Raw genomic sequence first — 15,672 nt, 5'->3', positions numbered from 1 at the left:
ATCGCACAATGTCCGCGTCCCTGGCCGAGACGGGCCGTGAGCCGTCCAAGTCCCTCAAGAGCCTCGCCATCCTGGCGATCGCCTCGGCCGGCGTGGTCTATGGCGATATCGGAACCAGCCCGCTCTACGCCTTCAAGCAGTCCATCGGGCACCTGCGACACGCGGACGGGAGCATCGCCGCCGCCGACATTGTGGGCGTCGTTTCGCTGATGTTCTGGACCCTGATGGTGATCTGCACCGTCAAATACGTGCTGGTCCTGCTGCGTTTCGACAACAAGGGCGAGGGCGGCACGCTGTCCCTCACCGCCCTGGTCCAGAAGGCGGGCGGGTCCGGCCTGAAGGCGATCACCGCCATCGGGATGTTGGGGGCGGGGCTGTTCTTCGGCGACGCCATCCTGACGCCCGCGATCTCGGTGCTCTCGGCGGTGGAAGGGCTGAAGGTGATCGACAGCCTGAACGGCCGGATCGACGCCTTCGTCGTCCCGATCGCCCTGGTGATCCTGGTGGCGCTGTTCATGTTCCAGCGGCGTGGCACAGGGGGGGTGGGCCGCTGGTTCGGTCCCATCTGCATCGTCTGGTTCGCGGTCATCGCCTGCCTGGGCCTGGCCTCTATCGCCCACGCGCCGCGCATCCTTCAGGCCCTCGATCCGCTGGAGGGGCTGGCCATCTTCGAGCGCCATCCGCGCCTCTCGCCGGCGGTGCTGGGCTCGGTGTTCCTGACGGTGACGGGCGCGGAGGCGCTCTACGCCGACATGGGCCACTTCGGTCGCAAGCCGATCCAGATCACCTGGCTGGCGCTGGTCTTTCCCTGCCTGACCCTCAACTACCTGGGCCAGGGGGCGCTGGTGCTCTCCGACAACGCCGCCGCCGCGAGCCCGTTCTTCCTCATGGCGCCGGACTGGTTCCAGCTGCCGCTCGTCTTCCTGGCCACAGCGGCGACGGTGATCGCCAGCCAGGCGGTGATCTCCGGCGCCTTCTCCCTCACCCAGCAGGCGGTCCAACTCGGCCTCCTGCCGCGCATGACCCTGACCCCGACGTCCGAGGAGCACGAGGGGCAGATCTACGTGCCGCAGATCAACTGGATCCTGATGACCGGCGTCGCCGCCCTGGTGCTCGGCTTCGGGTCTTCCGACGCGCTCGCCGACGCCTACGGCATCTCGGTCGTGGGGGCGATGATCACCTCCTCGATCCTGGCGGTCGTCGCGGTTCGCCGGATCAAGCATCGGCCATTGTGGCAGGCGGTCATCGCCTTCTCGCCCTTCCTCCTCGTGGAGGGCGCCTTCCTGGCGGCCAACCTGCTCAAGGTGATGCACGGCGGATACGTGCCGCTCGCCATCGCCTTCGGCCTGATTCTCGTCATGTGGACCTGGACCCGCGGCCTCGAGCGGCTGGCGCGGGCCGAGCAGAGCGACCTCTCGATGGCCGACGTTATCGCCATGCTGGCCTCGCGACCGCCGATGCGGGCCCGCGGCACGGCGGTGTTCCTGACCCAGGACCCGGAGATCGCGCCGGCCTCGCTGCTGCACAACCTCAAGCACAACCAGGTGCTCCACGAACAGGTCGTGCTCCTGACCGTCAAGATCCAGCGCCGCCCCCGGACACCCGAGGCCGAACGCGTCGAGGCGCGCGAGCTCGGCCCCGGCTTCAAGGCGGTCACCCTCAACTTCGGCTACATGGAGCGGCCGAATGTGGCCCAGGGCCTGGCGCTCGCCCGCGCCAAGGGCGTGAAGTTCGACATCATGCGGACGTCCTTCTTCGTCAGCCGGCGCACCCTGCTTGCCCGGCCCCACGCGGGGCTGCCCCACCTGCAGGATCTGCTGTTCATCTTCCTGATGCGCAACGCCCAACGGGCGGCGGACTTCTTCCAGATTCCGCCAAGCCGGGTGGTGGAGCTGGGCGCCCAGGTCGCCTTCTGAGGCAGATCAAGACTGAGCGGGCATCGCCGGGCTAGATTGCGGCGATGCCCAGCACATCCTCCGCGCGCGGCGAGGCGCCGACGGATCTCCAGCGCCTGCTTCAAGGTCTGACGGCGGAGGAGGCCGCGCGGCGGCTGGAGGCGTTCGGGGCGAACCGGCTGGCCGTGCGGCGGACGCGCAACGTCTTCCAGATCGTCCGGGAGGCCATGCGCGAGCCGATGTTCCTGCTGCTGCTCGGCGCGGTGGGCATCTACTTCGCCATGGGCGACCCGGCCGAGGCGCTGTTCCTGCTGGTCAGCTCGGTGGCGACCATCGCCCTGGTGGTCTTGCAGGAGGCCCGCAGCGAGCGGGCGCTGGCGGCGCTGCGCCGGCTGGCCGAGCCGCAGGCGCGCGTGATCCGCGATGGCGAGACCCGGCGGGTGGCCGCAAGCGACCTAGTGCCCGGCGACATCCTGCTGACCGGCGAGGGCGAGCGTCTGCCCGCCGACGCCACCCTGATCGCCGGCGACGTGCTGAGCCTCGACGAAAGCGCCCTCACCGGCGAATCCGTGCCGGTCGACAAGACCCCCCATCCCGAACTCGCGGCCGACGGCGCGGGGGCTCGGCCGGGCGAGGCGGACGGCCCCTGGCTGTTCGGCGGCACCTTGGTCACCCGCGGCCAGGGCGTGGCCGTGGTGACGCGGACCGGCGCGGCCACCGAGATCGGCCGCATCGGCGCCTCCCTGGCCGGCCTCGACCTCGAGGCCGCCCCGCTGCAGAAGGTGACCCGCCGGCTGGTCCGTCAGATGGGCGTCCTGGCGCTGCTGACCTCGGCCGCGGTGTTCCTGCTCTACGGCGTGGTGGAGGGCGACTGGACGCGCGGCGCGCTCTCCGGGATCACCGTCGGCATCGCCCTGGTGCCGGAAGAATTCCCGATGGTGCTGGCGATCTTCCTGGCGCTCGGCGCCTTCCGCATGGCGCGGGAAAAGGTGCTGGTGCGCCGCGGAGCGGCCATCGAGACCCTCGGCGCCATGAGCGTGCTCTGCGTCGACAAGACCGGCACCCTTACGGAGAACCGGATGCGGGTCGCTGCCCTCTGGCGAGAGGGCGAGACGCTCGCGCCGGACGCCCGCTCGCGGGAGGCCGAGCGGCTGGTGCAGGCTGCGGCGCTCGCTTCGGCGCCCGAGCCGGTCGACCCGATGGACCGGGCCGTCCGCGAAATGGCCGGCGCGCGCGCCGACGCCGGTCGCCGGCCCCTGAAGACTTTCCCCTTGACGCCGCAGCGCCTCGCCTTCGTGCAGATGTGGCGGGAGCCGGACGGCCAGATGCTGCTCGCCGCCAAGGGCGCTCCCGAGGCGATCTTTCGCCTCTGCCGGATGAGCGCGGCGCAAGCGGCGTCGGTGGAGGCCGCTGTCGCCGGCTTCGCCGCCCGCGGCCTGCGGGTGCTGGGCGTCGCCTCCGCCAGGCTGGCCCACGACGGCCTGGTCGATCCGGCCGAGGCGGCCTTCGCCCTGGAGGGCCTCGTCGGCTTCGAGGACCCGGTGCGGGAGGACGTCCCGGCGGCGCTCGCCAGGGCGCGCGCCGCCGGGGTCGAGGTGGCGATGATCACCGGCGACTATCCCTCCACCGCCCTCGAGATCGCACGCCAGGCCGGCCTCGACGTTTCGGGCGGCGTGCTCTCGGGCGCGGAGATCGCCGTCCTGTCGCAGGCCGCGCTCATCGAACGGGTGCAGCAAGTCCGTGTCTTCGCCCGCGTGGCGCCGGAGCAGAAGCTGGCGCTCGTCGAGGCGTTCCGGGCCGGCGGGGCCGTGGTCGGGATGATCGGGGACGGGGTCAACGACGCCCCGGCCCTGGAGGCCGCCGACGTCGGCGTGGCCATGGGCCGCCGGGGTACGGACGTGGCGCGCGAGGCCGCGGACCTCGTGCTGCTCGACGACCGGTTCGCCTCCATCGTGCAAGGCGTCGCCCACGGCCGGCGGATCTTCGCCAACCTGCGCGCCGCGCTTTCCTACATCATCGCCGTCCACGTTCCGGTGGCCGGCCTGGCGCTCCTGCCGGTCATCCTCGGCATGCCGCCGGTCCTCTTCCCCATGCAGGTGGTGGTCCTGGAGCTGATCATCGATCCGATGTGCTCGGTGGTGTTCGAGGGCCGCCGCGCCGCCCGGGGCGCCATGGCTCGCCCGCCGCGGCGGCTGGGCGAGCCGCTGTTCAACGGCGCGCGCGTGCTCGTGGCTTGCCTGCAAGGCGTGGCCATGTTGGCCGTCGCCTTCGGCCTCGACTGGGGCCTCATGGCTCTGGGCCAGGGCGAGGGGGCGGCCCGCGCGGCCGCGCTGATCGCCGTGGTCGGCGGCGACCTCGGCCTCGCCGGGGTTGTGGCGGGACTGCGCGGCGGCGAGGGGCGGCGCGGCTTCATCGTTACCTCGGCCGTGGCGGTGGCGCTGCTCGCCACGGCCCTCGCCACCCCATGGCTCGCCGCCCTCTTCCAGTTCACCACCCCGGCGGCTTGGGCCATCGCCCTGGCGGCCGGCGCGGGGTTCGGCGCCGGCGCCCTCGCAGGCCTGGCCGGCGCCGCCGTCACCCGCGGCCCCTAGGCGTCACCAGTCGTACTTCAGCTCCGCCAGCACCGCCCGCTGGGGGAAGGGATGGAACAGGAAGTACGAGCGGTCGCCGAGGTTCTCGACCCCGAGCGCGGCCTGCCAGTGCTCGTCCAGCTTCAGGACCGCCCGGGCGTCGACCACTAGGTAGCCCTCGAAGCCCATGTAGGTGTGGGAGAGCCGGTCGGAGTTGTCGATCGTCCCGTACACACGGTCGGAATGGCGGATGGCGCCGGTCAGGGTGAGCCGCTCGCTGGCCCGCCAGGTGGCCACCGCCGTCCAGCGCAGGCGCGGGATCTGCGGCGTGCGCTTGCCCTCGGCCGCCGGTAGGGCGCGGTCGCGCACGATCTTCGAGTCCACGTAGGTGAGGCTCGCCGCCAGATCGAGCCTCGGCAGGACGTCGCGCGCCTCGACCTCGGCCTCGGCCCCGCGCGACCGCACCCTGTCGACGTTCTGCACGAAGGCGCTGGAGCCGAACGGGGTGAGCGCGGTCTGCGAGATGAGCGCGTCGTCGACGTCCTCGGTGAAGACCGTCAGGCGCGTCTCGCCCCAGGCGAAGCGCCGACGGGCCGACAACTCGGTGGAGATCGCCCGCTCGGGCGCGAGGCTCGGGTTGGGGACATAGACCTGCGAGCCTTGGGGCACGGCCTGGTAGAGCTCGCTCACCGTCGGAAAGCGCCACGCCATGCCGCCCGCAGCGGTCAGGGTCCAGTCGGCGTCAGGCGTCCAGGCGAGCACGGCCTTGGGCGAGGTGCGGCTGGCGCGGCGGCCAGGCTGATGGACGGCGAGGGCCGGCGCGCTCTGGAAGTTGAAGCCGTCGGAGGCGCGCCAGGCTTCCTGCCGCGCGCCGAGGGTCAGGTTCAGCGCCGGGGTCAAGGCGATGAGGTCCTGCAGATAGAGCGCCCTGGTCTCGGTCCGGCCGCGCGCGGCGGCGAGGAGCGCGCCCTTGGGGCCGCCGATCCAGTCGGTGGTGGCGTAGCGATCGGACCCCAGGCGGTACTGGTCGTAGTGCGCGCCGCCGGTCAGGCCCTTCCAGGTGAGGCTCGCATCGAGGGTGCGCCAGCCCGTGCCGCCGAGGTCGAGGATCGTGCCTGCGCCGCCGGCGGCCGCGGCAGGCAGGGCGAGCGTCGGCGTGCGCTGCCGGTCGAGGCCGTAGTCGTAGAGGCTTGCGCTGGCCCGCCAGACCAGGTCGGCGGAGGGCCGGCCGGAGAGCGTGAGCGCCTGCATCCAGTGCCGTTCGTCGAGGCGGTAGGTGTTGTTCGAGAAGGCGCTGGCCGGGACCTGGTAGGCGTAGCCGCCGATGTTCAGGGCGCCGGCATAGACCGGTCGGCCGGCCGCGTCGGTCAGGTAGCTCTGCACCTCGGCGCGGTCTTGGTTGGCGAACAGGCCGGCGCGGTAGCGCGCCTCGAAGAAGGGCGACGGTGTCCAGGCGAGGGCGAGGCTGGCGTTGTCCACCTGCTGGCGCTCGATGCCGCCGGCGCCCAGCACCACGATCGGCTGGCCCGTGCGGTTTAGGTCCGGATAGGCGCCGGTGACGACCGTCCCGGCGGCGCTGGGGCGGGCCGGCCGGGTCGCGGTCACGAAAGCGAGCGGCTGGCCACGACTGTCGAGGTGCTCGAAGCTCAGCCGCCAGGCGAGCTCCCCCGCGCGATCGCCGATCGAGGCTTGGCCGAGGTAGGCCGGATAGGTCCCCTTGGTCCCGTACTGGCGATAGGACTGGACCTCGACGGTGGAGGCGAGGCTGGCCTCGAAGGCCGCCGGCTCACCCGTCGCGATCTCGACGACGGCGCCGATCGAATTGCCCGGGTAGGCGGCGGAGAAGGGGCCATAGCGGACCTCGATCCGGTCGATCTCGCTCGGCTGGACCATGCCCCAGCGCGGGGAGGCCGTGGAGTTGTTGTTGCCGATGAGGGCCGAGATCAGCACCCCGTCCACATAGATCAGGCTCCGCGCGCTGGACCCGACGCCAGAGGTTCGGGTGGTGATCGGGGCCTGGGTGTCGCCGATGTGACGACGGCGGGCGAAGATCGCCGGCTGGTACTTCAGGGTGTCTTCGGCGGTGGTGGCGTTGATCGTCCGGGCGATTTCCTCGGCCGCGAGGCTGCGGGTCGAGAGCGGTTCGTCCGGCGCTGGCGCGTGGCCCTGGACGGTGACGGGACCGAGGACCGGCGCCTCGTCGGCGAGGGCGTGGGTTGCGGGAAGGGCGCCGGCGGCGGCGCAGGCGAGGACGGCGCGGCGGAGCGCGCAGAAAAGCGTGACCATGTTGTTCCTGAGATGCGAGGACGCAGGCGCGCCTGATGCGGACGCGCGGCTTCGACGTGCGGCTCTGAAGTCTCAGGGGATCGGTGGGCCTTGCCCAAAGGGGCGCGGCGGCGCGCGGGCGAGCGCCAGGCGAACGGCCGGGCGGACATCGTGCGCGATGCGGACGAAGACGGCGGGGCCCGGTTCGACGGAGAGGACCGGGGTCGCCAGGAAGGCGCTCACCGCCACCAGGCAATCCTGGCAGGGCAGGCCGGCGAAGCCCTTGGGCTTGGGCTGCGGCAGGGCCTGGCTGAAGACCGTCTTCGAGCCGTCGAGGGTGCAGACCACCAGGGCCGGGCCGTCGCCGCGGGTTGCGGCCAGGGCGGCGGCGGGCAGCAGGGCCTGGATCAGCAGGGCGAAGACCGCGAAGGCGGCCGCGATGGGCGCGAGCCCTTCGCGCGAACGATCGCCGTTTCTGCGTCCCCGGTTCATGGCGGCGCTTGTGGTGAGGCAGGGGGGCGGGGGGCGTCGTGTCTGGCCGGCGTGCGCAGAGAACGCCGGTCCGAATTGGCCGTTCCCGGGCCCCCGACAACTCTCCGCCAGGCGGAATCTTGCGCCTCGCCCACCGGTGCGGGCGAAAAGTTGCGGGGCGGCGCCTTGTCAGGGGCGGCCCATGCTGTAGCGGTAAGCGCAATCGCAAATCCGCGCCGGAAGTCGCGCGGCAAGCCTCGGGGAAACCGCCTCATGAATCCGATCCGCACGCTTCTTCTGGGCGCCGCCGTCTGCGCGCTGGCCGCCGCCGCGGCCGACGCCGCTCCGGCCAAGGCCGGCAAGACGCCGGCCGCCGGCGCCGCCGGAAGCGTCTTCGCCAAGCCGAGCCCGCTGTTTCTGCACGCGCCGCAGTTCGACAAGATCAAGGACGCCGACTTCAAGCCGGCGATCTACGCCGGCATGGCGGAGCAGAAGGCCGAGATCGCCAAGATCGCCAACAACCCCGCGCCTGCGACCTTCGAGAACACCATCGTCGCCATGGAGCGCTCGGGCCAGATGCTGGACCGGGTGATCAACGTCTTCTCGGCCCTGACCAGCGCCAACACCAACGACACCCTCGACAAGATCGACGCCGAGACCTCGCCGAAGCTGGCCGCCCACCACGACGCCATCTTCCTCAACCCCAAGCTCTTCGCCCGTGTCCAGACCGTCTACGACAAGCGCGACAGCCTCAAGGATCCCGAGGCGCGCCAGCTGGTGAAGGTCGTCTATGACGAGTTCGTCCGCTCCGGCGCCAAGCTTTCGGCCGCCGACCAGACCAAGCTGAAGGCGATCAACGAGCAGCTCTCCAGCCTCGGCACCGCCTTCCAGCAGAAGCTGATCGCCGCGGCCAAGGCCGGGGCCTATGTCACCGACGACAAGTCGAAACTGGCCGGCCTCTCCGAAGCCCAGGTCGCGGCCGCCGCCCAGGCGGCCGAGGCGCGCGGCCTCAAGGGCAAGTGGGTCCTGCCGCTGCAGAACACCACTCAGCAGCCGCTGCTGCAGGATCTCTCCGATCGCAGCGTGCGCCAGGAGCTGTTCGAGCACAGCTGGACGCGCGCCCAGAAGGGCGACGCCAACGACACCCGCGACCTGATTGCCTCCATGGCCAAGCTGCGCGCCGAGAAGGCCAAGCTGTTCGGCCAGCCGAACTACGCCGCCTACGTCCTCGAGAACCAGATGGCCAAGAACCCCGAGGCGGTTCAGCGCTTCATCGGCCAGCTCGCCCCGGCGGCGCGCGCCCGCTCGGAACGCGAGGCGGCCGACATCAACGCCGCCATCAAGGCGGGCGGCGAGGACTTCACCGTCAAGCCGTGGGACTGGGAGCGCTACTCCGAGCGCGTGCGCAAGGCCAAGTACGACCTCAACGACGAGGAGCTGAAGCCCTACTTCGAGATCAACAAGGTGCTCACCGATGGCGTGCTCTACGCCGCCACCGAGCTCTACGGGATCACCTTCAAGGAGCGGAAGGACATCCCGACCTACGTGCCCGAGATGCGGGTCTTCGAGGTCCACGACAAGGACGGCTCGGTGCTGGGCCTGATGTACTTCGACTACTGGAAGCGCGACAACAAGTCGGGCGGCGCCTGGATGAGCAACTTCGTCGGCCAGTCGAAGCTGCTGGGCACGAAGCCGGTGGTGTTCAATGTGGCGAACTTCACCAAGCCCGCGCCCGGCCAGCCGGCGCTGATCAGCTACGACGACGTCACCACCATGTTCCACGAGTTCGGCCACGCGCTGCACGGCCTGTTCGCGGCGCAGGAGTATCCGACCCTCTCGGGCACCAACGTCGCCCGCGACTTCGTGGAGTTCCCGTCACAGTTCAACGAGAACTGGGCGCTGGAGCCGAAGGTGCTCGCCCATTACGCGGTGCACTACAAGACCGGCGCGCCGATCCCGCAGGAGCTGGTGGCAAAGATCCGCCGGGCCAAGGACTTCAACCAAGGCTACACCATGGGCGAGCTCATCGCCGCGGCCGAGCTCGACATGCAGTGGCATTCGCTGGGCGCCGACGCGCCCAAGCAGACCGACATCGACGGCTTCGAGGCGAAGGCGCTGAAGGCCGGGAACGTCGACTTCGCCGACGTGCCGCCGCGCTACCGCTCCAGCTACTTCCTGCACATCTGGGGCAACGGCTATGCGGCCGGCTACTACGCCTACCTCTGGACCCAGATGCTGGCGGACGACAGCTGGAGCTGGTTCTCGAGCCATGGCGGCCTGTCGCGCGAGAACGGGCAGCGCTTCCGCGACCTGATCCTTTCGAAGGGCCACACCGAGGAGTACGGCCCGATGTTCCGCGCCTTCTACGGCAAGGATCCCGACATCGGCCCGATGCTCAGCCACCGCGGCCTCGCGGCCGAAGGCGGCGACAAGTAGTGATGACGAAGGGCGGCTCTCGGGCCGCCTTTTTTTTTTTGGACCGCAGAAAACGCGCGGAGGTCAGGCCTTGCGGAACCGCACCGGCATGGCCTTGGGCCCCGAGATGAAGTTCGAGGCCAGCCACTCGGGTTCGGCGGCGAGCTCGAAGTCCTTCATGCGCGTCAGGACCTCCTTGAACATCGCGTCAATCTCGATGCGCGCCAGGTGCTGGCCCAGGCACACGTGCGGCCCGTTGCCGAAGGCGATGTGTTCGTTTTCCGGACGGGCGAGGGCCAGGGCGTCGGGCGCCTCGAACTTGGCGGCGTCGCGGTTGGCCGAGCCGAAGTACATGACGACCTTGTCGCCTTTCTTGATCTGCGTGCCGCCCAGCTCGGTGTCGCGGGTCGCGGTGCGGCGCATGTAGATCACCGGAGAGGTGTAGCGCAGCAGCTCCTCGCGGGCGGCCGGCAGGCGGGCGTCCAGATCCTCCATCAGCCAGCGGAAGTGGTCCGGGTTCTGCATCAGGGCCAGGAGGCCGCCGGACAGCAGGTTGCGGGTGGTGTCGCCGCCGGCGTCGACCAGCAGCAGGAAGAACAGCAGGAACTCCGGATCCTCCAGCCGGCGGCCGTCGACCTCGGCGTGGATGATCTTGGAGGCGAGATCGTCGGTGGGGCGGGCGCGCTTCTCGGCTAGCACCCCCATGGCGTATTCGAACATCTTGCCGACGGCGGCCGCCCCGGCGCCGGGCGGCAGGGCCTCGGGCGCGGTGTGGATGGTCTCAGTCAGCTCGTAGAGCTTACGGCCGTCGTCGAGCGGCAGCCCCATCAGCTCGGCGATGACGTAGGAGGGCATCTCGCCGGCCACCTCGGCCACGAAGTCGACCTCGCCCTTGTCGGCCACCGCATCGACGATCTGGCGCGCCAGCTCCTGGATGCGGCCCTCGCGCAGGTGGGCGGCCGGCTGGGTGAACTCCGAGCGGATGAGCTTGCGGAAGCCGGTGTGCTCCGGCGGGTCCATCATCAGCATCATCTTGTAGGGGCCGAACGCCGTGCCCGCCTCCGGCGTCGGGTCGGCGATCATGATCGTCGGCTCGGAGGAGAAGGTCTGGAAGTCACGGTCGACCGCGCGGACGTCCTCGTAGCGCGTCACCGCCCAGAACCCGGGACCGCCCGGCTCCGCGTGCCAGTGGACGGGGTCGTGCTCGCGCAGCCAGCGGAACTGGTCGTGCGGCTGGCCGCCGGCGAAGCGCTCCGGCGACAGGAGATCGATGTCCATGGCGGCCCTCCCAAGGCACTTGCCCAAAGGCTTTTACCCAAGGGCTCTTCTTGGGGAGGGATCAGGCCAGACTTACCGCGGGGCAGGCAAGCGCTAGCCGACGCTGACCGGCAGGCGGAGGAAGACATGGCCGCCAGGCGTCGGCGGGGGCAGGGCGCCGGCGCGGATGTTGACCTGCAACGACGGCAGGATGAGCGCCGGGGGCGCCAGGGTGGCGTCACGCGCGCGGCGGACCTGGACGAAGGCGTCCTCGGTGACGCCCTGGTGGGCGTGGACGTTGCCGGCGGCCTCCTCGGCGATGGTGGTCTCCCAGCGGTTCTCGGTGCGACCTTCGGGCGGCAAGTAGTCGTGCCCGACAAAGACGCGCGTCTGCGGCGGGAGGCTGAGGATCCGGCGGATCGAGCGGTAGAGGGCGGTCGCGTCGCCGCCGGGGAAGTCCGTCCGCGCAGTCCCGTAGTCGGGCATGAACAGGGTGTCGCCGACGAAGGCCGCATCGCCGATCACATAGGTCACGCAGGCCGGGGTGTGGCCGGGCGTGTGCATGACCTCGATGTTAAGGTCGCCCAGGGCCAGGGCCTCGCCGTCGTCCACCAGGTAGTCGAAGACGCTGCCGTCGGCGCTCACGTCGTCGGCCTCGAAACGGGGGATGAAGACCTTCTGCACCTCGGTAATGTGCGCGCCGATGACGATACCGGCGCCGGTCTCGCGCCGGATGTAGTCCCCGGCCGACAGGTGGTCGGCGTGGGCGTGGGTCTCGAGCACATAGGTCACGTGCAGGCCCTGAGCCTTGGCCGCCTGCAGCACCGCGTCGGCCGAGCGGGTGGAGATACGCGCCGACTTGGGATCGAAGTCGAGCACCGGGTCGACGATGGCCGCGGCCTTGGTCGCCGGATCGGAGACCAGGAAGGTGGCGGTGGACGTGGCCGGGTCGAAGAAGGCCTGGACGTCGGGTCGATGGGCGGAAGGCATGGGCGCGGCTCCTTGTCTCCTGCATATAAGAAGTTGCTAATTTAGAAACAACTCATATATCGGAATCATGTTCGATCTCGCCAGCTTCGACATCACCGAATTTGAGGCCAGCGCCGGCCGCGCCGCGCAGCTGATGCGGGCGCTCTCCAACGAGCGGCGGCTGATGATCCTTTGCCAGCTCGGCGACGGCGAGCTGTCGGTCGGCCAGATCCAGTCGCTGGTGGGCCTCTCCCAGTCCGCGCTCTCCCAGCATCTCGCGCTGCTGCGCGAGCAAGGGGTGGTCGCCACCCGCCGCGAGGGCCAGACGATCTTCTATCGCTTCGCCGACGAGGCCGCCGCCAAGGTGGTGGCCACCCTGGCCGAGATCTTCTGTCCGCCCCGGGAGGGCAAGGCGCCGTGACCAGCACCATCACCCTGGCCGCCTACGATTCCCTGGACCTGTGGGCCTATGTGGCGGCGGCCTTCGGCGGCGCCGGCATCGGCTTCCTCCTCGCCCTGTTCGGCGGCGGGGGCTCGGTTTTGGCGACGCCGCTGCTGCTCTATGGGGTGGGCGTGCGCGACCCCCACGTGGCGATCGGCACGGCTTCGGCGGCGGTCAGCCTCAACGCCCTGGTGGCGCTCGGCGCCCAGGCCCGCGCCGGCCAGGTGAAGTGGCCGTGCGCCGTCGCCTTCGGCGCCGCCGGCCTGATCGGCTCGCTGACCGGCGCCCAGATCGCCAAGCAGGTCGACGGCCACAGCCTGCTGCTCTGGTTCGCCCTCGCCATGGCGGTGATCGGCGCCTCCATGCTGGCCCCGAAGAAGAGCGAGGGGGACCCGTCGGTGCGGCTCACCCTGCGCCACGTCCTGCGCATCGCCCCGCTGGGCCTGATCACCGGCCTCGCGGCCGGCTTCTTCGGCATCGGCGGCGGCTTCCTGATCGTGCCCGGCCTGATGGCCGCCACCGGCATGACTCTGGCCCACGCCGCGGCCTCGTCCCTGGTGTCGGTCGCCCTGTTCGGCGCGGCGACCAGCGCCAGCTATGCGGCCTCGGGCCTCGTCGACTGGCCGCTGTTCCTCGCCCTGATCGCCGGCGGCGGCCTCGGCGCCCTGGCCGGCGCCCCGACCGCGCGCCTGCTGGAAGGCCATGCGACCACGGCCCGCCGAGTGTTCGCGGTGATGGTCATCCTGGCCGCCGGCTACGTCGCCTGGCGCGCCACGCATTAGCGTCTGCGGGGCCTGAAGAACCTGAGCTTCGCCGCTTCGGTGGCCGCCAGATAGGCCGCCACCAGGGCGAAGATCCCGAGCAGCAGCATGGGCGGCAAGGGGGCGAAGCCGAACAGGCGGGAGACCGGCCCCAGGAACGGGGTCAGGAGCGCCGCGGTGCCGACGACCGCGGCCGTGCCCTCCAGCAACGGGCTCGCCCGGCTCTTCCAGACCGGCCCATGGGTGCGTAGCACCATGATCACCGTCAGCTCCGTCAGCACCGAGAGCATGAACCAGGCGGTCTGGAAAAGGGGCTCGGTGGTGCGGAACACGGTCAGCAGAAGGGCGAACGCGGTCAGGTCGAAGACCGAGGATATGAGGCCGAAGACCACCATGAAGCGGCGGATGTCGGCGATGGTCATGCGCTGGGCGGTGCGCAGCTGGGCCGGATCGACCGCATCGCTTGAGATCGCCAGCGCCGGCAGGTCGGAAAGGAAGTTGTTGAGCAGGATCTGCTTGGCGGCCATCGGCAGGAAGGGCAGCAGCGGCGCGGCCAGGGCCATCGAGACCATGTTGCCGAAGTTCGCGCTGGTGGTGATCGAGATGTATTTCAGGGTGTTGGCGAAGGTGCGCCGGCCGCCGGCGACTCCCTGGCGCAGGACGTCGAGATCGCGCCGCAGCAGCACCACGTCGGCGCTCTCGCGCGCCACGTCGACGGCCTGGTCGACGGAGATGCCCACGTCGGCGGCGTAGAGGGCCGGGGCGTCGTTCACACCGTCACCCATGTAGCCGACGCAATGGCCACGCCGCTGCAGGGCGCGGATGATCGCCTCCTTCTGCTGCGGATCGACCTCGGCAAACAGCTGCGCGTGCTCGACCCGGTGCGCCAGGGCCTGGGCGGAGAGGCCGGCGAGGGCCTCGCCGGTCACCACCTGGTTGGCCTTCAGCCCCACCGCCTCGGCCACGTGGCGGACCACATGACGGTTGTCACCGCTGATCACCTTCACGGCCACGTGCATGCCGGCTAGGTGGTGGATGGCCTCGACGGCCTCGGGCTTGGGCGGGTCGAGGAATATCAGAAACCCCTCGAAGCGCATCTCCGCCTCATCGCCGAGCGTCAGCCGCCCGCCGGGTGCAAGGATGCGCGTCGCCAGCCCGAGCAGGCGCAGCCCTTCGCGTCCCTTGGTCTCGTAGAACGCCTGCAGCTTCGCCCTCGCCTTGGCGTCCAGCGCCGCTTCGCCCCGGGCGGTCGCCACCCGTGTGCACAGGGCCAGCACCGGGTCGAAGGCGCCCTTGGTGATCAGCAGCGGGCGATCCGGATGACCATCCTCGCGCACCAGCACCGACAGCCGTTTGCGCGTGAAGTCGTAGGGGATCTCCCCCAGCTTCCGGATGCGCTTCACGGAGAGACCGGCGCCGGCCTGGCGCACCGCCTCGTCGAGCGGATTGTCCATGCCGTCCTGGAGCGCCGCGTTCAGGAAGGCGAGGCGCTTGACGTCGGCCGAGGGGTGGCCGGCGGGATCCACTGCGTCCATGAGCCGGATCGCGCCCTCGGTCAGGGTGCCGGTCTTGTCGGTGCACAGCACGGTCATCCCGCCGAGATTCTCGATGGCCTCGAGCTGGCGGACGATGACCCCTTCGCGCGCCAGGCGCCGCGCACCGGCCGAGAGGGTGACGCTGACGATGGCCGGCAAGAGCTCCGGCGACATGCCGAGGCCGAGGGCGACGGAGAACAGCAGGCTGTCGATGAAAGGCCGCCCAAGGAGCTGGTTCACGATCAGCACGAAGAGGACGATGCCGATCATCACCTGGATCAGCATGGTCCCGAAGCGGCGGAGCGAGCGGGCGAACTCCGTCTCGATGGGCTTCTGCTTCAGCCGTTCGGCGATGGCCCCGAACTCGGTGGCGCGGCCGGTGCGCGCCACCAGCGCCTCGCCCGCGCCGGATCGCACGGAGGAGCCCAGGAAGACGGCGTTGGTGCGGGCGGGCAGGGCGGCCTCGGCGGCCACGGTCCCGGGCTTCTTCTCCACCGGGAAGGATTCGCCGGTCAGCGCCGCCTCGCTGACGAGCAGGTTGGTGGCCTTCAGGATCAGGGCGTCGGCCGGAACGACCGCGCCGGCCGAGAGCAGGACCACGTCGCCAGGCGCGATCTCGGAAAAGGGCAGGGTGGCCACCGCGCCGTCGCGGCGCACCTTGGCGGTCAACGCCAACCTTGCGCGCAGCTCGGCGACGGCCCGCGAGGCGCGGTGCTCCTGGAAGAAGCCGAGGAGGGTCGAGCCCAGCACCATGGCCAGGATGATCGAGGCGTCGATCCATTCGCGCAGGCCGCCGGCGATCACCGCGGCGAACACCAGGATCAGCACCAGCGGGCTCTGGAACTGGCGCAGCAGCAGGCGGGCGGCCGAGAGGGCCTCCTGCTCGTGCACGCTGTTAGGACCATGGACCTTCAGCCGCCGCGCCGCCTCGGCCGAGGTCAGGCCCTCGGGGCTGGCGCCCAGGCGCTCGAGCAGCGCCTTCGGCGCGGACGCCCAGAAGGGCGGCGCGGACTCTCCGGCCAGCGTCGGGGAGCGAGCGTGCATGAGGTTTCATCTCATGCGCGGCGCGGACGCGGCCTTGATCTGGATCGC

Annotated in this window: 10 protein-coding genes; 5 read left to right on the top strand and 5 right to left on the bottom strand. The window is 70.7% G+C overall.

The genetic code is table 11. The annotated features are described in order from the left end of the window. The first annotated feature begins 8 nt into the window (after nt 1-8). The gene (locus tag DJ017_RS16555) at nt 9-1,916 is read left to right on the top strand and encodes a potassium transporter Kup (RefSeq protein WP_111529754.1); all 1,908 of its coding nucleotides are present in this window, start codon (nt 9-11) and stop codon (nt 1,914-1,916) included. A gap of 44 nt (nt 1,917-1,960) precedes the next feature. Then, complete coding sequence (locus DJ017_RS16550) at nt 1,961-4,486, top strand: cation-translocating P-type ATPase (RefSeq protein ID WP_111529753.1); 2,526 nt, start codon at nt 1,961-1,963, stop codon at nt 4,484-4,486. A gap of 3 nt (nt 4,487-4,489) precedes the next feature. Here the strand turns inward: DJ017_RS16550 and DJ017_RS16545 are convergent, their stop codons facing one another. Further along, nucleotides 4,490-6,751 carry a TonB-dependent receptor gene (locus DJ017_RS16545; protein WP_111529752.1) on the bottom strand — a complete coding sequence of 754 codons (2,262 nt, stop codon included), beginning with the start codon at nt 6,749-6,751 and terminating at the stop codon, nt 4,490-4,492. Nucleotides 6,752-6,823: 72 nt separating this feature from the next. Then, nucleotides 6,824-7,222, bottom strand: a complete 399-nt coding sequence (locus DJ017_RS16540) for a DUF2946 domain-containing protein (RefSeq protein ID WP_227000176.1) — start codon at nt 7,220-7,222, stop codon at nt 6,824-6,826. A gap of 252 nt (nt 7,223-7,474) precedes the next feature. Between DJ017_RS16540 and DJ017_RS16535 the strand changes: the two genes are divergently transcribed. Beyond that, complete coding sequence (locus tag DJ017_RS16535) at nt 7,475-9,637, top strand: M3 family metallopeptidase (protein ID WP_111529751.1); 2,163 nt, start codon at nt 7,475-7,477, stop codon at nt 9,635-9,637. Nucleotides 9,638-9,700: 63 nt separating this feature from the next. On the opposite strand, the gene DJ017_RS16530 is transcribed toward DJ017_RS16535, so the two are convergent. Both DJ017_RS16530 and DJ017_RS16525 read right to left on the bottom strand, forming a co-directional pair. After that, on the bottom strand, nt 9,701-10,894 hold the full coding sequence (locus DJ017_RS16530) for a cytochrome P450 (protein ID WP_111529750.1): 1,194 nt from the start codon (nt 10,892-10,894) through the stop codon (nt 9,701-9,703). A gap of 93 nt (nt 10,895-10,987) precedes the next feature. Continuing rightward, on the bottom strand, nt 10,988-11,863 hold the full coding sequence (locus tag DJ017_RS16525; protein WP_111529749.1) for an MBL fold metallo-hydrolase: 876 nt from the start codon (nt 11,861-11,863) through the stop codon (nt 10,988-10,990). A gap of 67 nt (nt 11,864-11,930) precedes the next feature. Here DJ017_RS16525 and DJ017_RS16520 point away from each other — a divergent pair, with 67 nt between their 5' ends. Next, nucleotides 11,931-12,263: an ArsR/SmtB family transcription factor gene (locus DJ017_RS16520; protein ID WP_111529748.1), complete on the top strand. Its 333-nt coding sequence runs from the start codon at nt 11,931-11,933 to the stop codon at nt 12,261-12,263. Between the two features lie 32 nt (nt 12,264-12,295). After that, nucleotides 12,296-13,066: a sulfite exporter TauE/SafE family protein gene (locus DJ017_RS16515; RefSeq protein ID WP_111530145.1), complete on the top strand. Its 771-nt coding sequence runs from the start codon at nt 12,296-12,298 to the stop codon at nt 13,064-13,066. Here DJ017_RS16515 and mgtA read toward each other — a convergent pair. Then, complete coding sequence (mgtA, locus tag DJ017_RS16510) at nt 13,063-15,624, bottom strand: magnesium-translocating P-type ATPase (RefSeq protein ID WP_111529747.1); 2,562 nt, start codon at nt 15,622-15,624, stop codon at nt 13,063-13,065. The genes DJ017_RS16515 and mgtA overlap by 4 nt on opposite strands. Nucleotides 15,625-15,672 lie beyond the last annotated feature (48 nt).

The organism is Phenylobacterium soli (assembly GCF_003254475.1).
Lineage (GTDB): Bacteria > Pseudomonadota > Alphaproteobacteria > Caulobacterales > Caulobacteraceae > Phenylobacterium > Phenylobacterium soli.
The sequence above is the reverse complement of the archived record's forward strand: the minus strand, read 5'-3'. Positions and strand labels throughout refer to the sequence as shown.

Coding starts and splice junctions, on each gene's coding strand:
- DJ017_RS16555 (WP_111529754.1), top strand. CDS start 9: ATGTCCGCGTCCCTGGCCGAGACGGGCCGTGAGCCGTCCAAGTCCCTC.
- DJ017_RS16550 (WP_111529753.1), top strand. CDS start 1,961: ATGCCCAGCACATCCTCCGCGCGCGGCGAGGCGCCGACGGATCTCCAG.
- DJ017_RS16545 (WP_111529752.1), bottom strand. CDS start 6,751: ATGGTCACGCTTTTCTGCGCGCTCCGCCGCGCCGTCCTCGCCTGCGCC.
- DJ017_RS16540 (WP_227000176.1), bottom strand. CDS start 7,222: ATGAACCGGGGACGCAGAAACGGCGATCGTTCGCGCGAAGGGCTCGCG.
- DJ017_RS16535 (WP_111529751.1), top strand. CDS start 7,475: ATGAATCCGATCCGCACGCTTCTTCTGGGCGCCGCCGTCTGCGCGCTG.
- DJ017_RS16530 (WP_111529750.1), bottom strand. CDS start 10,894: ATGGACATCGATCTCCTGTCGCCGGAGCGCTTCGCCGGCGGCCAGCCG.
- DJ017_RS16525 (WP_111529749.1), bottom strand. CDS start 11,863: ATGCCTTCCGCCCATCGACCCGACGTCCAGGCCTTCTTCGACCCGGCC.
- DJ017_RS16520 (WP_111529748.1), top strand. CDS start 11,931: ATGTTCGATCTCGCCAGCTTCGACATCACCGAATTTGAGGCCAGCGCC.
- mgtA (WP_111529747.1), bottom strand. CDS start 15,624: ATGCACGCTCGCTCCCCGACGCTGGCCGGAGAGTCCGCGCCGCCCTTC.